The sequence below is a fragment of the Paenibacillus sp. SAFN-117 genome, from assembly GCF_051966115.1.
Taxonomy (GTDB): domain Bacteria; phylum Bacillota; class Bacilli; order Paenibacillales; family NBRC-103111; genus Paenibacillus_L; species Paenibacillus_L residui.
In genome coordinates this window covers 22,715-44,193 of the sequence record NZ_JBQCLK010000014.1, presented here as the reverse complement: position 1 = coordinate 44,193, position 21,479 = coordinate 22,715, and the positions used below count along the sequence as shown (strand labels likewise).

At 49.8% G+C, this 21,479-nt stretch carries 14 protein-coding genes and 1 pseudogene; 5 read left to right on the top strand and 10 right to left on the bottom strand.

Annotated elements, in window-relative coordinates:
- Positions 1-1,626 precede the first annotated feature (1,626 nt).
- The 5 genes and pseudogenes from ACTHRH_RS11155 to ACTHRH_RS11135 all read left to right on the top strand — a co-directional run.
- Complete coding sequence (locus ACTHRH_RS11155; protein ID WP_213595433.1) at positions 1,627-3,213, top strand: restriction endonuclease subunit S; 1,587 nt, start codon at positions 1,627-1,629, stop codon at positions 3,211-3,213.
- A 16-nt stretch (positions 3,214-3,229) separates the two neighbouring features.
- On the top strand, positions 3,230-4,753 hold the full coding sequence (locus ACTHRH_RS11150) for a type I restriction-modification system subunit M (protein ID WP_440415559.1): 1,524 nt from the start codon (positions 3,230-3,232) through the stop codon (positions 4,751-4,753).
- A complete protein-coding gene (locus tag ACTHRH_RS11145; protein WP_440415557.1) occupies positions 4,743-6,044 on the top strand; it encodes a restriction endonuclease subunit S in 1,302 nt (433 codons plus the stop codon). The genes ACTHRH_RS11150 and ACTHRH_RS11145 overlap by 11 nt, the downstream gene beginning before the upstream one ends.
- A 17-nt stretch (positions 6,045-6,061) precedes the next feature.
- Entirely contained in the window at positions 6,062-9,199 is a 3,138-nt protein-coding gene (locus tag ACTHRH_RS11140; protein WP_440415555.1) for a type I restriction endonuclease subunit R, read from the top strand.
- Positions 9,200-9,265: 66 nt separating this feature from the next.
- Positions 9,266-9,583: pseudogene (locus ACTHRH_RS11135) on the top strand (patatin-like phospholipase family protein); the annotation flags it as partial.
- Here the strand turns inward: ACTHRH_RS11135 and ACTHRH_RS11130 are convergent.
- The 10 genes from ACTHRH_RS11130 to ACTHRH_RS11085 form a co-directional block, all read right to left on the bottom strand.
- Positions 9,565-10,365, bottom strand: coding sequence for a DUF3801 domain-containing protein (locus ACTHRH_RS11130; RefSeq protein WP_440415553.1), 801 nt, complete (start codon positions 10,363-10,365; stop codon positions 9,565-9,567). The pseudogene ACTHRH_RS11135 and the gene ACTHRH_RS11130 overlap by 19 nt on opposite strands.
- Positions 10,274-11,683, bottom strand: a complete 1,410-nt coding sequence (locus tag ACTHRH_RS11125) for a relaxase/mobilization nuclease domain-containing protein (RefSeq protein ID WP_440415551.1) — start codon at positions 11,681-11,683, stop codon at positions 10,274-10,276. Before ACTHRH_RS11125 ends, ACTHRH_RS11130 begins: the two co-directional genes overlap by 92 nt.
- Before the next feature lie 13 nt (positions 11,684-11,696).
- Complete coding sequence (locus ACTHRH_RS11120; RefSeq protein WP_440415549.1) at positions 11,697-12,053, bottom strand: plasmid mobilization protein; 357 nt, start codon at positions 12,051-12,053, stop codon at positions 11,697-11,699.
- Between the two features lie 265 nt (positions 12,054-12,318).
- Positions 12,319-12,636, bottom strand: a complete 318-nt coding sequence (locus ACTHRH_RS11115) for a type II toxin-antitoxin system RelE/ParE family toxin (RefSeq protein WP_007130979.1) — start codon at positions 12,634-12,636, stop codon at positions 12,319-12,321.
- Complete coding sequence (locus ACTHRH_RS11110) at positions 12,614-12,904, bottom strand: type II toxin-antitoxin system Phd/YefM family antitoxin (RefSeq protein WP_007130980.1); 291 nt, start codon at positions 12,902-12,904, stop codon at positions 12,614-12,616. Before ACTHRH_RS11110 ends, ACTHRH_RS11115 begins: the two co-directional genes overlap by 23 nt.
- Positions 12,905-13,068: 164 nt before the next feature.
- Positions 13,069-14,019, bottom strand: coding sequence for a DUF3991 domain-containing protein (locus ACTHRH_RS11105; RefSeq protein ID WP_007130981.1), 951 nt, complete (start codon positions 14,017-14,019; stop codon positions 13,069-13,071).
- A gap of 49 nt (positions 14,020-14,068) precedes the next feature.
- Positions 14,069-14,353, bottom strand: a complete 285-nt coding sequence (locus ACTHRH_RS11100) for a hypothetical protein (protein WP_055109589.1) — start codon at positions 14,351-14,353, stop codon at positions 14,069-14,071.
- Between the two features lie 181 nt (positions 14,354-14,534).
- Positions 14,535-19,346 (bottom strand): DEAD/DEAH box helicase family protein, encoded by a 4,812-nt coding sequence (locus ACTHRH_RS11095; protein ID WP_440415546.1) that lies wholly within the window; start codon positions 19,344-19,346, stop codon positions 14,535-14,537.
- Entirely contained in the window at positions 19,343-20,320 is a 978-nt protein-coding gene (locus ACTHRH_RS11090) for a hypothetical protein (RefSeq protein WP_440415544.1), read from the bottom strand. The genes ACTHRH_RS11095 and ACTHRH_RS11090 overlap by 4 nt, the downstream gene beginning before the upstream one ends.
- A 3-nt stretch (positions 20,321-20,323) precedes the next feature.
- Complete coding sequence (locus ACTHRH_RS11085) at positions 20,324-21,430, bottom strand: copper amine oxidase N-terminal domain-containing protein (RefSeq protein WP_440415542.1); 1,107 nt, start codon at positions 21,428-21,430, stop codon at positions 20,324-20,326.
- Between the last annotated feature and the right edge of the window lie 49 nt (positions 21,431-21,479).

The following is a 21,479-nucleotide window of genomic DNA, read 5'->3' as shown; positions in this document are numbered from 1 at the left end:
TACCTGCCTTGGCGATTGCTGTTAGGGGTGTATCAATTACCTTGTTAGACAGGGGTTGCCAAGGAGTTATTTCTTGACCAGTATGACAATCTATCTTTCCTATAACATCTCCTTCATTTTTTCTTGGTACCCTGTATTCCTGACGGACTATTTAATTCTTTCTTCCTAACAATGACTAATCCATGATTGCTCATCCCCAAGATACTCCGCTCTCTACATGTTCTCATATGATATTTCAGCCATATCTCCTACTCGTCATCGTCCAGTCTATGAATGACCCATTAAGAGGGCGATACCATCTGTAGCAACATGGTCAATGATTTCTATTTCTTGTTCACCTAGTAACTGTTCGCTGGGCTGCTGGGAAAATGGCCGGCGAATGCCCAAAAACGGTGGAAACTTGTGAAAAAAGCCTGACTGCGACCAGGATATGCCCAAGAGGTATCGGATGAAATCAATCGTTGTATTTGACAAGGGGCAGTAATAAACCGAATTGCATCTGCTGAGGTGACTCCATTATGGCTGCATTGACACTGCGTATCTAGCCGTTTCCCGAGAATCTGGAAGTTGAGTTATTTTGGTTCGGATCCCCTTTCGCGGACTACAAAGGGAATTGGAGAATTCGAGTCGCATTTCGGAGGTAACCGGGGACTTGAAAGTTATATCCTACCCTTGGGGAACAGTCCCCCATTTGCGCATGGGACAAATCTACACCAACGGGATTTGATCAAATCAAGCCATTTGAAAGTATTGTACATAGAATAACAATAGCAGAATGAATCAAGATCTGATGAGCAATGGATTTAACTTGCCCAAGAGCTTGATTGACTTCCATATAAAATCCGGAGCTTGGGCTTCAACAGTTTGACGAGATGATTTATTGCTTTCCAGTGTTTCGAATTCATTCGAGCCGCAAGTCAAGATGTATTGGAGCCCCTCCTACGTTTATGCGATTCTCCAATTTTCCGTGAGTTACTGCTCGTCGAGAGGATGTGCGGCATTCCCATACCGGCAATGACGTGATCGTCACCTCCGGGAGCCTGTATGTCCAAACGGCTCCAGGCGATCCTGTGCGATCGTACAGGCGAATCATGGTATCACGACTAAGTTTGTTATCGAAATTGCCCGGCCGGATGATTGGTCCATTTCGACATTGCTCCTCCACCCAACCCAGCAGACTTCACTAATGACGGTTAAGCGTGACATTAAGTTGCTTCTTGAGGGGCTTGTTCAAAAAGGCGGCCACTGGGATCAGAACATTTTAAACCAATGAAACGGCTTCACTATCGATATGGTTGAGCATTATCAACGCGATTCAATTAGGGGTTGGGCGTATCGGATAACGGGAAAATATCAGACTGTCGAGAAAGTCCTTTTCGAATAGGCACGAGGAAATCAAAAGTAAAAACAAGGTGATCAGATCGGTTTAAATCGATTTTTCTTATAAAAGTTGAGTCCACCCACATCAAAATGCGTTATATAGAAAGCCGGATTCACATTCTACCGATTTTTCGACAGTCTGAAAACATCCGGCTATACATGTTTGAATTTATTTTTGGTATTGTAATACTCAATTCATTGATGGTATAATTTAGTTGGCTTTTGGCAGCGAAAGAAGGTGATGAATTGATTGAGTCGTTTTGGAATATCTGTCTGCTTCACGATATATCAACCCGTGATCAGTTGCTTCGCGAGGCCATTAGAGTGAAGCGGACGCAACAACTTCTGGAACAGCAACAGTTGGCCGAAACGGAGCTAATGACAGAACCTGAGAAGCTGTTTCAGTGGATGAAGGAACGCGCCTTAGACAAAGAATTAGGCCATTTTCCCGGCGATCGGGATTTATTTTATAAATTATACCATGCAGGCAAGGATATGGACTTGTTGGAATACGCCTTGCTCACCATCCAACAAGATCGTGTTACAGGGAGCATTGTCGTCCATCCAGGAATCGTCGAGCGGTTTGTCGATCAGTGTGAGCGACATGGCTACAAGAACATTCTGTTTGCAGAAGCTGAGAAGTATATCAAAGGACTCATCGAAACGAAATGTTACCATCGACCATGGACAATCACATTGTTAACGGAAAACTACATCATAGGCAGATTATTCAAAACGTATTTCGAGCCCTATTCCAATATCCGCATCGTTCAAGGGTCCATCTATCAGCCGTTGCCTGCAGAACATCAACTCGACGCGATCCTGGCGATGCCGAATTTCGGTATGAAAATGAACGATGACGAGGTTGCGGTTCGGGAATCCGAAGGCGCAGCGGCCAGCTATCTCCTTCCACTCTTGCAAGACGGCGGGAGATTGAGCGTGACCTTTCCTGCACGGATGCTGTTTCAATCCGGCGCGATCGCCAGCTGGCGGAAGCAAATGAATGATCAGGCGCCGGTGCAAACGATCCATTCGCTTCCGGACGGCTTGTTTCGTCCCTACACTTCCATCAAGACCTATCAGGTTGACTTCTGCAAAGCGCCTGTGGAAGAAGTGATCCTCGGGAGGCTCCATATGGAGAAGTCAAAGCTTGTGGGGGAACGGGAGATTGCCATCCATCCCGACCGGTTCCGAGAGCTGGATCATTGGCGAATTGAACTACTATTGGATGAAGATCAGGATACACTTCGTTCCTTCCAACAGGCGGCAACCCCGAAAGTGAAGCTGCGCGATGTGGCAGATATTTTTCGGGGAAAATCGATTCTTAAACAGGATCTAAAGCCCGGGAACATTAAGGTGCTGAATATATCCAATCTGGATGACGGCGAAGTGTTATTGGATCAGCTTGAAACGATTGACGAGGAAGAGCGGAAAGTGAAGCGTTACGAGATTCTCCCAGGCGACTTGGTTATGACGTGCCGCGGCACCGTGAACAAGCTGGCTGTGTTTCCGGAGACCCAAGGGGTAGTCATCGCCTCCTCGAATATGATCGTGATTCGATTCAAGTCGGTAATCAAGAGCCATTTTGCCAAAATGTTTCTGGAAAGCCCGGTCGGGACGGCTCTTATTCAAAGCTTCCAGCGGGGGACGACTGTAATGAATCTGAACCCGGCGGATGTGGCGGAATTGGAATTGCCGCTGATACCTGAAGACACACAGTTAGAATTAATAGAGCAATATATTCGTGAGAAGGAACGTTATAAAGAAGTCATTCGAGAAGCGGCGAACCGCTGGGAACAAGTGAAGAGCCAGTTATACGAGCAACTCTACTGAGGAGGAATTTAGGATCATGGCAACTGCGAACATTGGATTCGAGGAAAAATTATGGAGCATGGCCGATAAACTGCGCGGCAGTATGGATGCAGCGGAGTATAAGCATGTAGCTCTCGGTCTTCTATTTCTGAAATATGTGTCGGATGCATTTGAAGAAAAATATGAAGCATTGAAAAATGAACCGTATGCCGATCCGGAGGACCGGGACGAATACGTGGCAGAAAATATATTCTGGGTACCGAAAGAAGCGCGCTGGAGCCATATCAAGGATAACGCGAAGAAGCCGGAAATCGGGCAGATCATTGATAATGCGATGATTGCCATCGAGAAGGAAAATCCATCGCTGAAAGGCGTGCTGCCGAAAGATTACGCTAGGCCGGCGCTGGATAAAACTCGTCTTGGCGAAGTGATCGGTTTGTTCTCGTTCAAAGTCGGCGATGAAGAAAGCCGTTCGAAGGATGTACTGGGGCGGGTATATGAGTATTTCCTTAGCAAATTCGCCAGCGCGGAAGGCAAGAACGGTGGGGAATTCTATACCCCGAACAGCGTTGTTCGCCTGCTCGTTGAGATGATTCAGCCGTTCAAGGGCCGCGTATACGACCCCTGCTGTGGTTCCGGCGGCATGTTCGTGCAGAGTGAGAAGTTTGTAGAGGAACATCAGGGACGCATCGGCGATATCGCGGTGTATGGGCAAGAGTCGAATCCAACAACGTGGAAGTTGTGCAAAATGAACCTCGCTATTCGCGGCATCGACGGCAATCTTGGCGAGCATCACGCGGATACGTTCCACAATGATTTACATAAAAATCTGAAGGCCGATTACATCCTGGCCAATCCGCCATTCAATATCAGCGATTGGGGAGGCGAACGGCTGACAGAGGATGCACGCTGGACGTATGGGGTACCTCCCGCTGGGAATGCCAACTATGCGTGGATTCAGCATATCGTGAACAAGCTTGCGCCCAGCGGTGTTGCAGGCTTTGTACTTGCGAACGGCTCCATGTCGACAAGTACGACGGCGGAGTTTGAGATTCGCAGCAAGCTCGTTAACGCCGATCTGGTCGATTGCATCGTCACCTTGCCGGGGCAATTGTTCTATTCTACGCAAATTCCGGTTTGTCTTTGGTTTATTGCCAAAAATAAAGCGCCAAAGGGCCTTCGGGACCGCCGCGGCGAAATCCTGTTTATCGATGCACGCAAAATGGGTCATATGGTGGATCGGACGCATCGTGAGTTGAGTGCCGAAGATATTCACAAGATCGCCGATACGTACCATGCGTGGCGCGGACAGACGGAAGCTGGTACGTATGAAGATGTGAAAGGTTTCTGCAAAGCAGCGAAGCTTGCTGAGGTTCAGGAGCATGAATACATCCTGACGCCAGGACGTTATGTTGGCATTGAAGAAGTAGAAGAAGACAGCGAACCGTTCGAGGATAAAATGGTGCGGTTGACATCGGAGCTGGCAGAACAGTTCGCCAAGTCCCGGCAACTAGAGGATGAAATTCGCAAGCGGCTTGGGGGGATTGGGTTTGAGTTTTGAGTGGAGAGAAACAACATTGGGAGAGTCGTTGGATATCAATCCCTTCTACAGTATAAGAAAAGGAACTTTGGCTAAGAAGATTTCCATGGCTGATTTAGAACCTTTTACAAGGAAGATAACTAATTATGAGGTGGCTGAATTCAATGGAGGATCAAAGTTCAAAAATGGCGATACTCTCGTGGCAAGAATAACGCCTTGTTTAGAAAATGGAAAAACGGCATACGTAAATATATTGGAAAAGGATGAATTAGGTTTTGGTTCAACGGAATTTATAGTTTTACGGGGTAAAGAAGGAATATCTGATAACAAATATGTGTACTATCTTTCCATCTCTCCGGAGTTTAGAAATGTGGCGATAAAGTCAATGACCGGTACCTCTGGGCGGCAGAGAGCTCAAGTGGATGCCATCTCAAAGTGGCAGTTTCGATTACCACCAATTAAAGAGCAAAAAGAGATCTCGGCATTGTTATCCTCGCTTGATGACAAGATTGAGCTTAACAACGCTATTAACAAAAACCTTGAAAAAATGGCCCAAATTCTTTTTAAGCGGTGGTTTGTAGACTTCGAGTTTCCAAATGAAAACGGCGAACCATATAAGTCCAGCGGCGGCGAGTTTGAGGAAAGTGAATTGGGGCTCATTCCGAAGGGGTGGAAGGTAGGGAGAGCAACCGATATATTCGATGTGCAGAGTGGGGGTACACCGAAAACGAGTACATCTGAATATTGGAATGGTGAAATTCCCTTTTTTACTCCAAAAGATTGTTCGAACTCATTATATGTAATCGAAACAGAGAAAACCATCACTGAAGATGGGTTGAACAATTGCAACAGCAAGTTGTACAAAACTGATACTGTTTTTATTACCGCAAGGGGAACGGTTGGAAAAGTTGCACTCGCAGGTAGAGACATGGCAATGAACCAATCCTGCTATGCCCTTGTCGCCAAAAGCGGTTATACCCAGAAGTACGTCTTTCATCTGACTCAACAGCTAGTTAATGTATTGCGAAAAAATGCTAGTGGAGCCGTATTTGATGCAATAACAGTTTCAACTTTTCAAAATTTGAAAACTACTCTGCCAGATATTGAACTGGTAAGACATTTTGATGGGCTAGTCAATGGACTCTATTCATTGTTACTTGAAAAGGCAAATGAAACCCAAACTTTGCAGCAACTCCGCGACACCCTTCTCCCCAAACTGATGTCTGGCGAGATCCGTGTCCCTGTCGAGCGGGATAACAGCGCTACCGAGCTGCCAATGGTTGCGGAGAGCAGCGCAATTTATCAACCCTAACCCAAAGGAGGTGCAACATGGCCTACTATACGACGTCTTATACCGAAAGTGACTTAGAGCAGGCCGCGCTGGAATGGTTCGAAGAACTGAACTACGAGAAAGCATACGGCCCGGATATTTCTCCGGAAGGCGAGTATCCCGAACGACAGTTTTACCATGACGTCATCCTGAAAGACAGGTTGCGCGATTCGCTCATTCGTATCAACAAACATGTGCCGCGGGAAGCGATAGAGGAAGCGATCAAGGTCGTTGAAGTGCCGCGCAGTCCCAGCCTGCTGATCAATAACAAGGCGTTCCAGAAGATGATTACCGACGGGATAGACGTGCAGTATCAAGCGGCCAATGGCGAATATCCGACAGAGAAAGTATGGCTGTTCGACACCGACCCGGACCGGATCGGCAACAACGATTTTCTGGTCGTCAACCAGTTTACCGTTGTTGAAAATCAGGGAGAGAAGCGCCCGGATATCGTCGTGTTCGTAAACGGTTTGCCGATCGCCGTATTTGAATTGAAAAGCGCCTCCAACGAAGAAGTCGGGATCAGCGATGCCTATCATCAGGTGCAGACGTACAAAGGCGCGATACCGTCCCTGTTCACCTACAACTCGTTTCTGGTCATCAGCGACGGCGTGAATGCGCGGGTTGGCACGTTGACAGCCAATGAAGACCGGTTTATGATGTGGCGCACGATTGATGGCGATGACGTGGCGCCCTCCTCCCTGCCCCAGCTTGAAGTGCTTGTGAAAGGAATGTTCGAGAAAAGCCGACTGCTTGATATTATCAGGCATTTCGTGCTGTTTCAAACCGATGGGGAGCATCTGTTCAAAATATTGGCGGGATACCACCAATACCACGCCACCAACAAGGCGATTGCAAGTACGGAACGGGCGACGATGGACGAAGGAGACCGCAAAATCGGCGTTATCTGGCATACGCAAGGCTCCGGCAAAAGCTTGTCCATGGTTTTCTACGCGGGAAAACTTGTCCTGACGCTGAACAACCCGACGATCGTCGTGGTGACGGACCGGAACGATCTGGACGATCAGTTGTTCAGCACGTTCAGCAAGTCGAAGGACTTGCTCAGGCAAACGCCTCAGCAAGCGGAAAATCGGACTCATTTGCGTGAGCTTTTGTCAGTGGAGTCGGGCGGGATCATTTTCACAACGGTCCACAAGTTCACCCCCGATGAAAATGAAGACAAGTATCCTGTACTTACGGAACGCCGCAATGTGATTGTGATTGCGGACGAGGCGCATCGCAGCCAATACGGGTTTCAGGCGGATATGGTCGCCGGGGACGACGAAGCGGCCATTAAGTATGGCTATGCCAAGTATATGCGCGATGCGTTGCCGAACGCTTCTTATATTGGCTTTACCGGAACGCCGGTCGAACTGACAGACAAAAATACGCCTGCCGTTTTCGGTGACTACATCGATATTTACGATATGACCCGAGCCGTTGAAGACGGAACGACGGTCAGAATTTATTACGAAAGCCGCATTGCCCGCCTGGAGTTGTCGGAGGCGGAGCGCCCGGTCATTGACAGCGAGTATGAGGATATTACGGAGTACCAGGAGTACACGCAGCGGGAGCGTCTGAAGTCGCGTTGGGCCAGGCTTGAAGCGTTGGCCGGTGCAGAGAAACGGGTCAGGAAAGTCGCGCAGGATGTCGTCGAACATTTCGAGCAACGGCAGAAAGCCGGCTTCGGCAAAGCGATGATTGTTGTGATGTCGCGGCGGATCGCCATCGATATGTACAGAGCGATTGTTGCACTCCGGCCGGATTGGCACAGCGATGATGATAACGAAGGCAAAATCAAAATCGTCATGACCGGAAGTTCCAGCGATCCGGAGGAGTGGCAACCGTTTATCGGCAACAAGCGGCGACGCGAACATCTCGCGAAGCGGATGAAAGATGTGAACGATCCGCTTCAGATCGTCATTGTCCGTGATATGTGGCTGACCGGTTTTGACGTGCCGAGCATGAATACGATGTACATCGACAAGCCGATGAAAGGCCATAATCTGATGCAGGCGATCGCCCGCGTGAATCGGGTATTCCGCGACAAGCCGGGCGGTCTGATCGTCGATTATATCGGAATTGCAGACTTGCTGAAATCGGCGCTTCAACAATATACAGAAAATGACCGCAAAACCGCCGGCATCGACACGGACCAGGCCGTTGATTTTATGCTGGAAAGGTTGCAGCTCATCCGCGAATTGCTGCATGGGTATGACTACAGCAAATTTGCTTCCGAGAAGGCATCCGAACGGATGAAGGCCATTGTTGAGACGGTCGATTACGTACTTGGACTAGGTGAAGAGAGCAAGCGGAACTTCCTGAATTGGACAACGGAATTGGCGAGAGCCTTCTCGCTCTGCGCGACGACTCTCGCCGCGGAGGAAGTCAATGTCGAAATCAGTTTCTTCAAAGCGGTAAAATCTGGTATAATCAAGCTGATAACGGACGAAAACAAGAGAAAAACGACGAAAGAACTCGATGCCGAGTTGAATCAGCTCATCTCGAAATCTGTCGTATCCGATGAAGTCGTCGATATTCTGGAAGCTGTAGGCTTGCAGAAACCGAACATTGCGATACTATCGGATGAGTTCCTGGAACATGTGCGCGGATTGAAGCAGAAGAATCTGGCGGTGGAACTTCTCCGCAGGCTACTTCAGGGGAAAGTGAAGGCCGTTTCCCGAACCAGTATTGTGCAATCGAAGAAATTTTCCGAGATGCTGGAGGAAGCCATTCGGAAATACAACAATCGTACCATCGAAACGACACAGGTTATTGAAGAACTGATCCAGATGGCTAAAGAAATGAACGCAGCCGTCAAGCGCGGCGAAGATCTCGGTCTGATCAGGGAAGAACTGGCGTTCTATGATGCGCTCGCTTCGAATGAATCGGCCAAGGAACTGATGGGCGATCTCATGCTGAAGCAGATTGCGCATGAGCTGACCCAAGCGATCAAGAGCAACATCAAGGTCGACTGGACGCTTCGTGAGAATGTGCGGGCTCAGATGCGAATTACCGTCAAGCGGCTGTTGAAGAAATACGGTTACCCGCCGGATCTGGAAAAGATGGCCATTGATCTGGTGCTTCAGCAAGCTGAATTGATGGCACAGGCGGAGACGGAAGAGTTTAAATATTAACGGACATCAAAGGCGTAGGACATCAAGTTTGACTGTTTCTACGCCATTTTTTTGAGAGGTGAGAATGTGCCGGGATGTTATCGGATATTAGCTATAGACGGCGGAGGTATTAAAGGTCTTTATTCTGCTGTAATTCTAGAAGAGATTGAAAAAGTATACGGACCTGTGTATCAGAATTTCAATCTCATATGCGGCACATCAACTGGGGGAATTATTGCACTTGCATTGGCATCTGGCATGCCAGCGTCAGACATTGTGAGATTCTATAAAGAAAAAGGACCTTCTATATTTCCATATCAAAATCCATTCTATCGAAAGATTCATTATTTTAAACAAATATTGATCAAATCAAAGTATTCGAGCAATCAACTAAAATTGGCGCTCGAAGAAGTATTCCAGGATAAAAAAATAGAAGATTGCAAGACAAGTGTATTAATTCCAACAGTTAATGTTACCACAGGGACGGACACTCGCTCCGGCTCTTGACGAGAAGGTGGATCAGTATCCCTTGCGGTAACCTCGTTGCGCTCGAAGGTATTCTCGGACGGATGGGACGTTTCCGCCGGTTCCTTCTCCGCTGTTGAATGGTCGTCCTCCGATGGAGTCGGCTCCGGCAGTTCGGACTTTCCCATCAATTCATCCAACAAGTCGTCCGTATTCCTTTCTTCTGCGATTTCCTTCGACAGCTCTTGTTCCTGAACTTGCTCGTGACCTGGTTCATGTCCTTGTTCCACAGCAGGAGCTTCGGACATTCCATTGGATTTTTCAATTTCACTCTTAATTTTGGCGGTATCCACAGTGGCCAAGTGGAAACGCTCCACGATCCGATTGATTTTGGACGCATCCTCCGCCCGGACCATCACATCGCACATCCCGTCCACGTTCTTTTTGTCGCGCAAAGCACAGTACAACACGCCATACCGCTTGGCTTCCTTGCAGAAGGTTGCCAGGTCTTCGTTCTTGACCGCAAATACCTTTAATTCTTTCCCACTGCGCAGCAAACTCTCCAACCGGATGCTGCCCTTTGTTCGTTTTTGTCCTTGCAAGGCCGCAAACAAATATACCGCCAAATGCTTAGCGCCTTCGCCGGAAATCTTGGCCATGACTTCGATGCTTTTCAAGCTCATGTTGACAACCTGATTGGCGGCTTCCGTTTCGGTACTCATCGAAAATTTCCTCCTTTCGATCCTGTGCGCCACTTCTGTTTAACGTCTCTCGTAATTCTCCTGATCGCTCCAAAATGCCTTGAACCAGCTTCACCTCCTTTCGAAGCGAGGCAAGCCGTTTAGAACAAACAGCAATTTGCGTTTTGTATTGTTCTCGCTGGCCAGCATCCTTGCAGCGGCGAATTCGGTTGTACAACGACTTGCGCTTCAGGTGCAGGGATTGGATCTGTTCCTCCAACCTGTCACGGAAAGCGAGAAGCTCCTCTTGATGGGTGAGGCGATACTTGCATAGCAGCTTGGTTTGCTCCATCAATACCGACAAGTGTCTCAAATCCTCCCGAAGTCTAAAGGATGGCTTTTTGACAGGCTTTCGTTTTCTAGGAAGCACACCCATTTCAAACAAGTAGCGGATATATAAAGCTTGCAAGCCGCGCAATTTGCGACCAGACCGAACATGGCTCTTACACATGGCACGTCGTCTGCGGACATGGGATGGCCTTTCCCGTTCAGGTATTCGGTTTCGCAATATTCGCTGCTTGATCGCTTCCTCGGTATAGCCATCGCCTAGACTGCGCAAACGGACAAAGCGTGTCTTTCCAGGCGCCCGTATCGCCACATGTTTGACCGCCGTTTTAAGCTCATAGCCTTGCTTTTGTAAATGGGCAAAAAACTGTGTCATCGTCATGGAAGATGCGATAGCCTGATCGATGTCCTGCCGAATTAGCCCTCTCCATGTTGGCTTTCGCTCACGTTCCGCTTTCCATTCTCCATAATGCTTGGCTTTGCCCGATTCGGGATGCTCGATCACCGACAAGTGATGTTCCTGGCAAAGCCGGTCGGATGTCTGTCTCAGCAGGGCATAGGAAGCTTTGTTGTCGTAATACCGTTTCCCATCCACAAAGGAAACCGAGTTTAACACAAAGTGATTGTGCACATGCTGTTTATCCAAATGGGTCGATACGACGACTTCAAAGCGCTCCCCCCACAACTTCTGTGCCAGTTTAACACCGATGGTATGGGCGATTTGCGGCGTTGTCTCCCCCGGCGCAAACGCTTGATAGGCGTGAAAGGCCAAAATGCCGTCCGTCTTAAAAAACTGCCGCTTCGTCCGCTGCATCTGCTCATAAGCCGTTGACGGATCGCAGTTGACACCGCTGACATATAGTTGCTTCTCCGTCTTGGCATCCGCCTGTGTATATGCGAGTACCTGCTCCAAACCTCCGCCTTCGCTACGTTCTGCTGTCTTGTCGGGATTTGCGGCGTAATCCAGCACCCGCTTTAGCCTGTCGGTCACACCCCAGATTGCGGTCGTTGCCACGCGAAATTCCCCCCTACGGCGGATGCACATTTGGATTCACTGGTGGCCTTCGTTCCGGTTCGGTTACAGCCTGTTGAATCTGCTGGACTGCGCGGCGCAAGCGGTCGGCTTCCACCTGAAATGCAGCCCGTTCCAGATGTCCAGTCGTATGGGCCTTCACAGTGAGTTGATTCAGGTTATTCCCAATAGCGTTCAGTTCACGCATCATCGCGTAATATTCCAGCGGCGGTAGCGGTTTGGGAATATACCCATTGATCAATGCCCGAATGTACGCTTCCCGAGAAAGTCCCGTTTTTTTCACTTCTCTCATTAGTCGCTTATGTTCGCTTTCGTCTAAGCGAACCAGAAAAGAGATTGTTCGTTTCCTCATTTGCATCACCCCTTTCCGAACATGAGCTTCCGACAGAAAATTTCAACGCTGCGGATCAAATCGAGCATCAAACAATTGCATCGTGCGAACGGGGTCTTAGGGGCTGTGCCACTAACAAGCGAATTTGGATATCCAAATTCAGTGCTTGCTACAACACGAGACAGTCGTCTCGCGTTGCCTTCAAAAGCACCCGCCGGGAACAAGAGAGAACCCCAAAAACACAAAAGACGCCGATTCGCTCAGCGCCTTCCTTCGAACTTTTTTGTTATCTCACCAACCAGCGATAATCCTGACGGCAGTCTACAATGTAATCGACATACACGATTTCATCCTGAATTTGATATAACACCAGATACCATTTTTCCACGAACATCTTGTGATACTTGTTTGACGGGATAAATTCCGCTTCCAGAAAAGGATAGCGCTCCGGCATTCGCGCCAAGGAACGTATCGCTTGCAGTAATTCGTTTTTCGTTTTTCGCGCCGCATCCGGACTTTTCTCCGCAAGAAATCGCACATGAGTCGCCAGCATTTGGCGGGCGCGATCGGAGACGATGATCTTATAACGGGGCATCTTTTCCATGCTGCACCTCGTCAATAATGCCCTCCAGGTAAGCGTCCAGTTCATCCGGCGTCACGCCAACACGGCCCGCCAAACGATCTTCTTGCACAGCGAGCAGTTCTTCACGCAGCTTTAACATCTTCTCGCGACGGGAAAACGTATCAATGTCCATTACGACAAGATCGCCTTCACCGTTCTTGGTCAGATAAACCGGTTCCCCGGATGTTTTGCATAGATCGGCGATTTCATTATAGTTTTGCCGGATACTGGCGGAAGGTTTGATAATCATCTTGGTCACTCCTTGCATAGCTGTATATTGATTTTATTATACCTATTACATGCTATACAATCAATGCGGCTGCACTTATCCCCATCTATTCACATCTTATCCACATGCTGTGAAAATTTTCCGTAGCCCAGAAAGAAAAGACGCCAACCGTTCAGCGTCTACCGCTATCGGGATGGTTCACCGCGTCTTCTTCGGAATTCCATCAAATCGTTGTTTACATCCTTTCCGAACTTAGGCGGCTCATCGGATATGAGAAGGGCGGGGGAGAGGAGCCTCTGTATCGTGGCTGCCGCCAATCGCCCCGGCTCATCATTGTCCAGGTGCAGGACAAGTCGATTCACCTGGGGAAAGCACTGCAAGTAATGCGTTAGGGCAGACGGGGGAGTAGAGTCCTCCCCATTTGTCCTGGGCCTGTATATTCCGGCCAGCGACAGCTTATGCGCCTGCCGCCAATCCCGGCCAGCGAGATGTTCCAGCGTACAGTAGGATAAGAGATCAATAGCGCTCTCAAACAGATGCAGTTCCGTACAGTTTCCCGAGGCCGGAATGGAAAACGAATACCGCTTGTCGCTGCCAGCGGCTTCCCCCATATAACGAGTGCTTGTCGTACCGCGTATCGCCGCATAGCGCGGCGTTCCTTGCTGGTCGAAACCGACGAATACCGCGTTGTGATAGCGGCGGCTTTCATACAAACGCCCCGTTTCGAGACAGTAGTCGATCAACGTGCGATGGATACCACGTTTGCTGAGATAGGCCATGACGCGATGCGATGTACGATTCGGTTCAGGAAGTTCAAACCGCGCTGGAGATGAGCGTTGTTGCAAAGATTGCGAAAATGCAGGTGCGCTGCCTGGATGAACGCCTTCCATTTGCAGCACCGCATCGGGAAAAGACATGCCCCGCACTTTGATCAAATAGTCCAGCGCCGAGCGCCCGCCGATCCCCCTTGACCACCAGTACCATTTACCGTTGGAAATTTTCAAGCTGTCGTGTGTCCGGGTGGTGTAGACATTGCGGGAGCATCGGACCAGTTCTGCCGGCTCGTACATTTGCAAATATGTGAGCAGGTCCAGTCTTTTGGCACGTTCGATCTGTTCCTTGTTTACATAGCTCATTGCCGCAGCTCCTTTTGGAAATCCAGGCAGCGTCCGATGGGGTTATGGTTCATCGTGCCTTCCCCCTCTTTTTGGGGTACGTATAAGCTCTGCCTTCCTTCAACTTCGTAACGCCTTTCTTGTTCATGAATGCGTCTAAATCGCCTTCATGAACTTGACTGGTCACCCCGTTTGAGTCGCGGATGTAATCATACGTGTCGCCAAATCCGTTTTTCTCTTTGGATATCAACTCCAACGATGGCACGGTTTCTCCCTCCTTGATCAAGCTGGTTCCGTAACCAAAAGGCGGCAAAATCGGACAAAAGCATCCGCCGCTTGGGCTGGCATACAACATGTTCATTCCTCCGGAAACGAGAAAAGGACCCCAAAACCGGAGTCCCATTCGTCATGAAATTGATAATTTTAACAAGTGAGCGATCTTCGACCTGTGAAATGCTCGCACCGATACCATGTTCTTCTCCGTAATGGTCAGCATGAAGTTCCCTTTCAGGGGGAGGAACGACGGTGTCAGGCCGTTATCGCCCACGGCCCACCACTCGCCGTTCGGGCGCTTCCGGTTCTTCGTCCGGAACGCTGTCCACGGCTTCATTCTCCCGCTTATCCATATTAAGCAGGGCATTCAGTTCCGCGAGTCGCGCCGATTTCGTTAGCAGCTCCTGTTCTTTCTCGAAAGGAGCTTCGACTTGTTCCTTCGCTGTTTCCATCTGCTGGAGCAGCGTGGAGAGTTGCTGGCGGCTATGTTCCAGTTTGGCTGGCAAATCCGCCAACATATTGTTCAACCGGGTGATGTTGCCGCCTGCATCCATCCCTAGCGAGACGGTATGGCCCAATGCGCCGCGCAGGGTCGCCTTGTATTCTTTATGGAAGCTGTCAAAGGATAACCATAGGGAAAAACCGAGATAACTGCCCGCCTCCTGCGGCTCGGATGAAGTCATTCCCTTGCACGCCTCCAGCAAGGCCGCGCCTGCTGCCGCTCTCTCCGTGTAGGTAAAATCCTTAATGACCATACCTGGGAACTTGGATTCATCCGTTCCCTCCGGCATAGCCGATTTGGAACGCAGATATAGAGCGACATCCTGTTCATACCCGGCAATTCGATCTTCTGTAGATTTGACTTGTTGCGGCAATACTTTCAGCAACCGATCCTCCAATGCGTAGCGTTGGCTCAAGTGATTAGCCTTGAGCAGCTTAAGCTTGGAAACCTGGATATCCAGGTCCATCTTCTCTTTGATATACGGATTACCGGTTGCCAGCGCCTTGACTTCGGCATAAGAAAGGGCTGCTTCATCGATATCCTCAGCAGAACGTACCGGCGATTTACTGGTCATGATTTGCGAGATAAAGCGCTGCTTATTCTCCAGCGTCTGATACAAATAAGCGTCGAACGTGTTCTCCGTCACATACCGAAAAATGTGTACCTCGCTATTCTCATTGCCTTGCCGGATAATGCGTCCGCTTCGCTGCTCCAGGTCGCGCGGGCGCCAAGGGCAATCGAGATCATGAAGCGCAATCAGCTTCGTTTGCACATTGGTGCCCGCTCCCATTTTAAATGTCGATCCAAGCAGTATACGAATCTGGCCAGTCCGCACCTTGGCGAACAGTTCCTTTTTCTTCACCTCGGTGTTGGCATCGTGAATGTACGCAATCTCCTCGGTAGGCACCCCTTTCTCTGTCAGCTTGCGTCGCAGTTCGTCATACACATTGAACGTTCCGTCTTGCTTTGGGATGGATAGATCGCAAAACACCAGTTGGGCTAGCCGCTTTTCCTCGTGTTCCTTCCATAGCCGAAACACATTGTCCGCACAAACGCTCACTTTACTGCCTTCGTCATCGGGCAACATCGGATTGGCCAGCCGTTGATCCAGTGCCAGCTTACGCCCATCATTCGTAATCTTGAGCATATTGTCTTCGTGCGGCTCTACTTCCTTGGCTCGCACCCGCTCAGCACGGTGGGCGAGATCCGCGACCATTTCCCGCTGGAAGTCGCTTGGCGGCACGGCAACATTGTGGAAATGGGCTTTCGGTACGGGAAGCTGGAGCATGTCCGCCGTCTGGATGTCAGCCACTTCCTTGAACATATTCATCAGTTCCGGCAAATTGTAAAAACGGGCAAACCGGGTTTTCGCCCGATAGCCCGTTCCTTCCGGTGCCAGTTCAATCGCCGTGACCGTCTCGCCAAACGTCGAAGCCCAGGAATCAAAATGTTGCAATCCTTGCTTTCGCAGCCGCTCATATTGCAAGTAGCGCTGCATCGTATACATTTCCGTAATGGAATTGGAGATCGGCGTACCCGTCGCAAAGATGATACCCCGGCCTCCGGTCAGTTCGTCCAGATAGCGGCATTTGGCAAACATGTCCGACGACTTCTGCGCTTCGGTTTGCGACAGTCCGGCCACATTGCGCATTTTCGTGTAAAGAAACAGGTTTTTGAACGAATCGGCCTCGTCCACGAATAGCCGATCCACTCCCAGCTCCTCGAAGGTGACCACATCATCCTTGCGGCTGGTATCGTTCAGCTTTGCCAGCTTGGTTTGCAGCGTCTTCCTCGTCTTCTCCAGTTGCTTGATCGCGTACCGTTCGCCCTTGGCCTCCTTCAGCTCGCGAATGCCGCTTGTGATCTCGTAAATTTGTTCCTCCAGTTGTTGACGTTGGCGCTCCATCGATATGGGAATTTTCTCAAACTGCGAATGTCCGATGATGATCGCGTCATAGTCGCCGGTGGCAATCCGCGCGCAAAACTTCTTCCGGTTCTTTGTTTCAAAGTCCTTCTTGGTCGCTACCAGAATATTGGCCGATGGATAGAGCTGCAAAAACTCCGCTGCCCACTGCTCCGTCAAATGATTAGGAACAACGAACATGCTTTTGCTGCATAAGCCAAGATGCTTGCTTTCCATGGCCGCAGCGGTCATGGCAAACGTTTTGCCTGCGCCTACACAATGAGCAAAAAGGGAATTGCCTCCATACAGCGCCCGGGCAACCGCATTGACTTGATGTTGGCGCAGCCGGATTTCCGGATTCATTCCCGTAAACCGAATATGACTGCCATCGTACTCGCGCGGGCGGATCGCATTGAAACGATCATTGTACAAACGCGTTAATCGTTCCCGCCTCTGCGGGTCTTTCCAAATCCAATCGCGGAACGCTTCTTTCAGCATCTCCTGCTTTTGTTGGGCAATTGCGGTCTCTTGCTTGTTCAAAACGCGCTTTTCCACGCCATTCTCCAGCACGGTATCGAAAATGCGCACATCTCGCAAATTTAAGGTATCTTCCAAAATCTTATACGCATTCACACGATTCGTTCCGAAGGTCACGTTGGCTTTAATGTTGTTGCTGCGGTCATTGCTTTTCCCTCGGACATTCCAGGCAGCTGTATATTCGGAATACAAGACGTCGATAGACTGCCGGAACATGTATGGCGTGTCCACCAGTTCGAATATAAACTCCCGGATCACTTCCGGAGGAAGCCACGTCGCTCCTAACCGCACATCAATCTCGGAAGCATCCAAATCTTTCGGCTGCACCGCTTCTAATGCTTTGACATTTTCGCCATACCGCTCTGCATCCACTTCGGCGGCACGCCGTGCAATCAGAAGTTTGTCACGAACGTTGCCAGACAAATAAGCGTCCGCCGTTTCAAAAACCGGCTGTCCTTTCTCATCCAGTCTTTCCGGGTTGGGGAAGATCACGCCGCGCAACTCCTGAACAAGCTGTTCCGTTGTCATGCCGGTCAATTCTTGCATATAGGGGAGATCGACACGTGCTTTTTCTCCAATGGAGACGCCCAGCGCTTCCTCTGCCGTTTCCACATGCCGAACGGTCGTGCGCTGCCGAATCGTACGCTTCGTGAACATATCGGCTTTGCGTAGCAGCTTCCCTTCCTCGTCGAGCACTTCCAATGAACAAAGTAAAAAATAGGCGCTATCGTCGGCGAATGCCAGGCTGTTGGCGCGGCTGTTGATCAGACCGTATTGGGCGGTAAAACGATCATACTGCGCATTCAATTTCCGCTGCTGTTCCCGGATCTCTTCGTCGCTATAATCTTCCGTCTGGTATTCGATCAGTTCGCGCACCGTATCCCGCAATCGGATCATACCTTTGATTCGCCCGGCGGCCGTGGCCGACGTGTCCACTCGGTGCATCCGGCTGTTTTCGCGGTAATACAGTTGGCCGTCCACAAGGGTATAACTGAAATTGCGCACGGTCGGATCGGCCGGGAGGGACGTGTCTTCTTCATCCGGCATTACTTCCCTCTCAAACTCCACCCAATCGGCATGGATATTGGTCAGTGCTTCTCCCAGCAGTTCGCTTAAATTAGCATCCGGGTACGGGTTGCAAGTCGTCTCCTGTCTATTGCCATACATCCGGTCATCAAACGCCATCGTCCCAAGCACCATGTCAGGATGCGCAGCAAAGTACGCATTGATCGGCACGCCTTCGGCTGTCTCTGCCAAGCCAATCCATTCCACACTTTGTTCGGTGACAGTCACCATTCGGTCGCGCTTCTGCAGAAACAAAATATCCGCCGTCACTTCCGTTCCGGCGTTGGACTGAAAAGCGTTGTTCGGCAAACGAACCGCGCCCAGCAATTCTGCCCGTTCCGCAATATACTTGCGGACAGCCGGGTTCTGTTTATCCATCGTTCCTTTGGACGTAATAAAGGCAATAATGCCGCCCGGACGCACTTTGTCCAATGTTTTCGCAAAGAAATAATCGTGAATGAGAAACTTGTGCTTGTCATAGCGTGTATCCGCCACACCATACCCGCCGAAAGGAACATTCCCTATGGCCAAATCAAAAAAACTGTCCGGCAAAGCGGTTTCCTCATACCCGCTGATCGCAATCGTCGCCTGCGGGTAAAGCTGCTTGGCGATGCGACCTGTGATGCTGTCCAGTTCTACACCAAATAGCTGCGAGTCTTGAAACGACTCCGGAACTAACCCGAAGAAATTGCCGATCCCGCAGGACGGCTCTAAAATATTGCCGTTGCGAAAGCCCATCCTTTCCAGACAACCATAGATTGCTTTAATGACAACTGGAGACGTATAGTGAGCGTTCAGCGTTGATGCGCGAGCGGACGCATACTCATCCGGTTCCAGCAACGATTGCAGTTCGGCATATTCGGCCGTCCATTGCGCGTTCGCTTCGTCAAATACTTGTGGGATTCCGCCCCATCCGACATAGCGGGCGAGAACGACCTGTTCATCCGCAGTTGCCTGGCGGCCTTCTAGCTCCAATTGTTTGAGCAAGCGAATCGCGGCTACATTAAAACCATACTTAACCTTGGCTCCGCCATGCCCTAACTGGTCATCGGTGATACGGTAATTCACCGCAGTCGTTTGCGGTTCACTTCATCTCCGGTCGCATGTTCGCCTTTATCCACCTCTTTCAGAACTTGGCCGCCTTCTGTCATATAAATCGCCTTCACCGTATTTTTCTCAGAGTATTCGGCGATTAGATTCGTTCCGCCAAGCGCGACCGTAAAGCTGCGAATGCGCACTTTTTCGTTCGTTTCCGGGTTTTCCTGCACCCATGTTTTTCGTGACGGGTCTTGCTTCGGTGATATATAGGAGCGAGCGATGGTATACGTTTTTCCATTGTCTTCGATCACCGCCGGAAATTCATGAATGATCGTTTCCCCGATCTCGAACTTTCCTTTTTCAAATGTCACATCCGGTCGGTCAATCACCCGTCCGTCTACTGTTTTAGCGATAACGTCCACTGGGAATTCCGCACTGCGGTAAGGAATATGCAAACCAAAGTAGTCATCCAGATCGTCTGGAAATCTCCAGCCTTCCGCTTGATTGATCCCGGACAACGTATAAAACGGACCTTTCCGCACCGAGCCGTCCGCATTGACCGATACCATCACAGCATAAAAGTAAAGATCGTCATTGTTCTGAATGCCCTCCATCCCTGCTTGCCAGAGACGCTGCGTCACGATTTCTTCGGGGATTTCGTAGTATGATGTCAACGGTTGCCCCGGTACAGGAGGATCGGGATGCTGACCGATTTGTCGTACTTCCTGATTCATAAATAGCGCATGCGGCCTGCTGCGCGGGTCAGCGCATTGTTTGGGTGATGTTGTGCTGCAAACTTGCTCCCGGGTCACCACCCAGCCCACCGTCCGATAGCGAATCGAAGTGCTCGCCGCCGTGCTGGTGATTTCGAATTGAATCTTGCCGTCACGGATAATCACTTGCGGGAGAGCTGCCGCCGCTTGTTGAACGACGAAAAACGGCATAAAAAAAGTGCATGCCAGCAGCATGCACAGTACTCGTTGATAAAGTTTTCTATTGTCCACCGATCATTCCACCTTTGAAATCGTGTGGTTGAAAAACAAGCTGGCCGTTGGCGAGACTTTCAACGTGCTTCCCCAATTGCCGCCGACATTGGTGACCATTTTGATGTCGGCGTACCCTTCATACCACACATTCTTCTCAAAATCTGCTTCCTGCGGAAACCAGTTATCATAAATCAACCGTTTATGATGTTTAAACGAGAGGAATTGAACCCGAAACTTGACGCGAATATAATCCGCTCCAAACCCGTCATAAAAAATCATGGACGGCTCCGGTTCCAGGTAGCCCATAATATGAATTTGATTTTCTTTCACCCAATCCACATATTCACGAATGTATCTCAATTCCGCATTGGAGTTTTGCATCTTCGTTGCAAACATGGCCTGCGCCCACGTATCATCAATCGTGCGGTAATCTACATTTAACAACAAAGCGCCAAACGTTTTTAAGTGTCCCATCCAGATGTCCACGTTCTGCTTGTTGTATTCGGGGATGGTCGCGTACAGTTCGGAAGACACTTTGCTTTCTGAAGGACGGGAGTGGGGGTACGCCATCTCGTACATCTCATTGGGAACATCGGCCAAAATGTAGGGATAGTCCGCCGCATTTTTCGGAAGATCCGTCGTGCGGAGCAAGCGACCCCATTTATCCGTGTCGCTCTCAGAGATGTCCTTCGTGTGAATTGTCACCGTTGACGTACTGCCATCCCATTCCACCTCTGCGCCCAGCACCTCGCTGACAAAGCGCAACGGCACATACGTCCGGCCGTCCTTGGTTACCACTTGCGTATCTAAAGCGACCTCTTGTCCATTGACAAGCGCAATATTTGAACCGATTTGAAGTCGAATATGCTGGCCGTCCCGTTCAATCGGCACCGATTGGCTCTGAGCTTCCCAGCCAACCTTGGCACCGAGCGACTCTGCGACAAAGCGAACCGGCACTAATGTCCGCTGGTTCTCATCAACATAAGCTTGGGCATCGGGAAACCATATTTTCTTGCCGTCCAGCACCACGCTTACAAACGTAGGAGGAAGACTGGCAGCACTTGCCGTAGCCCCGAACAAGCTGATAACCAGGACGGCAATCGTCATGGCCATAAACCATTTCTTCACTCATTTCACCTCTTATTCAAGTAATCCTGACTGGACTGGTTGTACTGTT

What these genes read in the sequence shown, in the direction of transcription:
- ACTHRH_RS11150 (WP_440415559.1), top strand. Translation starts at nt 3,230, where the DNA reads ATGGCAACTGCGAACATTGGATTCGAGGAAAAATTATGGAGCATGGCC.
- ACTHRH_RS11140 (WP_440415555.1), top strand. Translation starts at nt 6,062, where the DNA reads ATGGCCTACTATACGACGTCTTATACCGAAAGTGACTTAGAGCAGGCC.
- ACTHRH_RS11130 (WP_440415553.1), bottom strand. Translation starts at nt 10,365, where the DNA reads ATGAGTACCGAAACGGAAGCCGCCAATCAGGTTGTCAACATGAGCTTG.
- ACTHRH_RS11120 (WP_440415549.1), bottom strand. Translation starts at nt 12,053, where the DNA reads ATGAGGAAACGAACAATCTCTTTTCTGGTTCGCTTAGACGAAAGCGAA.
- ACTHRH_RS11115 (WP_007130979.1), bottom strand. Translation starts at nt 12,636, where the DNA reads ATGGAAAAGATGCCCCGTTATAAGATCATCGTCTCCGATCGCGCCCGC.
- ACTHRH_RS11110 (WP_007130980.1), bottom strand. Translation starts at nt 12,904, where the DNA reads ATGATTATCAAACCTTCCGCCAGTATCCGGCAAAACTATAATGAAATC.
- ACTHRH_RS11105 (WP_007130981.1), bottom strand. Translation starts at nt 14,019, where the DNA reads ATGAGCTATGTAAACAAGGAACAGATCGAACGTGCCAAAAGACTGGAC.
- ACTHRH_RS11100 (WP_055109589.1), bottom strand. Translation starts at nt 14,353, where the DNA reads ATGTTGTATGCCAGCCCAAGCGGCGGATGCTTTTGTCCGATTTTGCCG.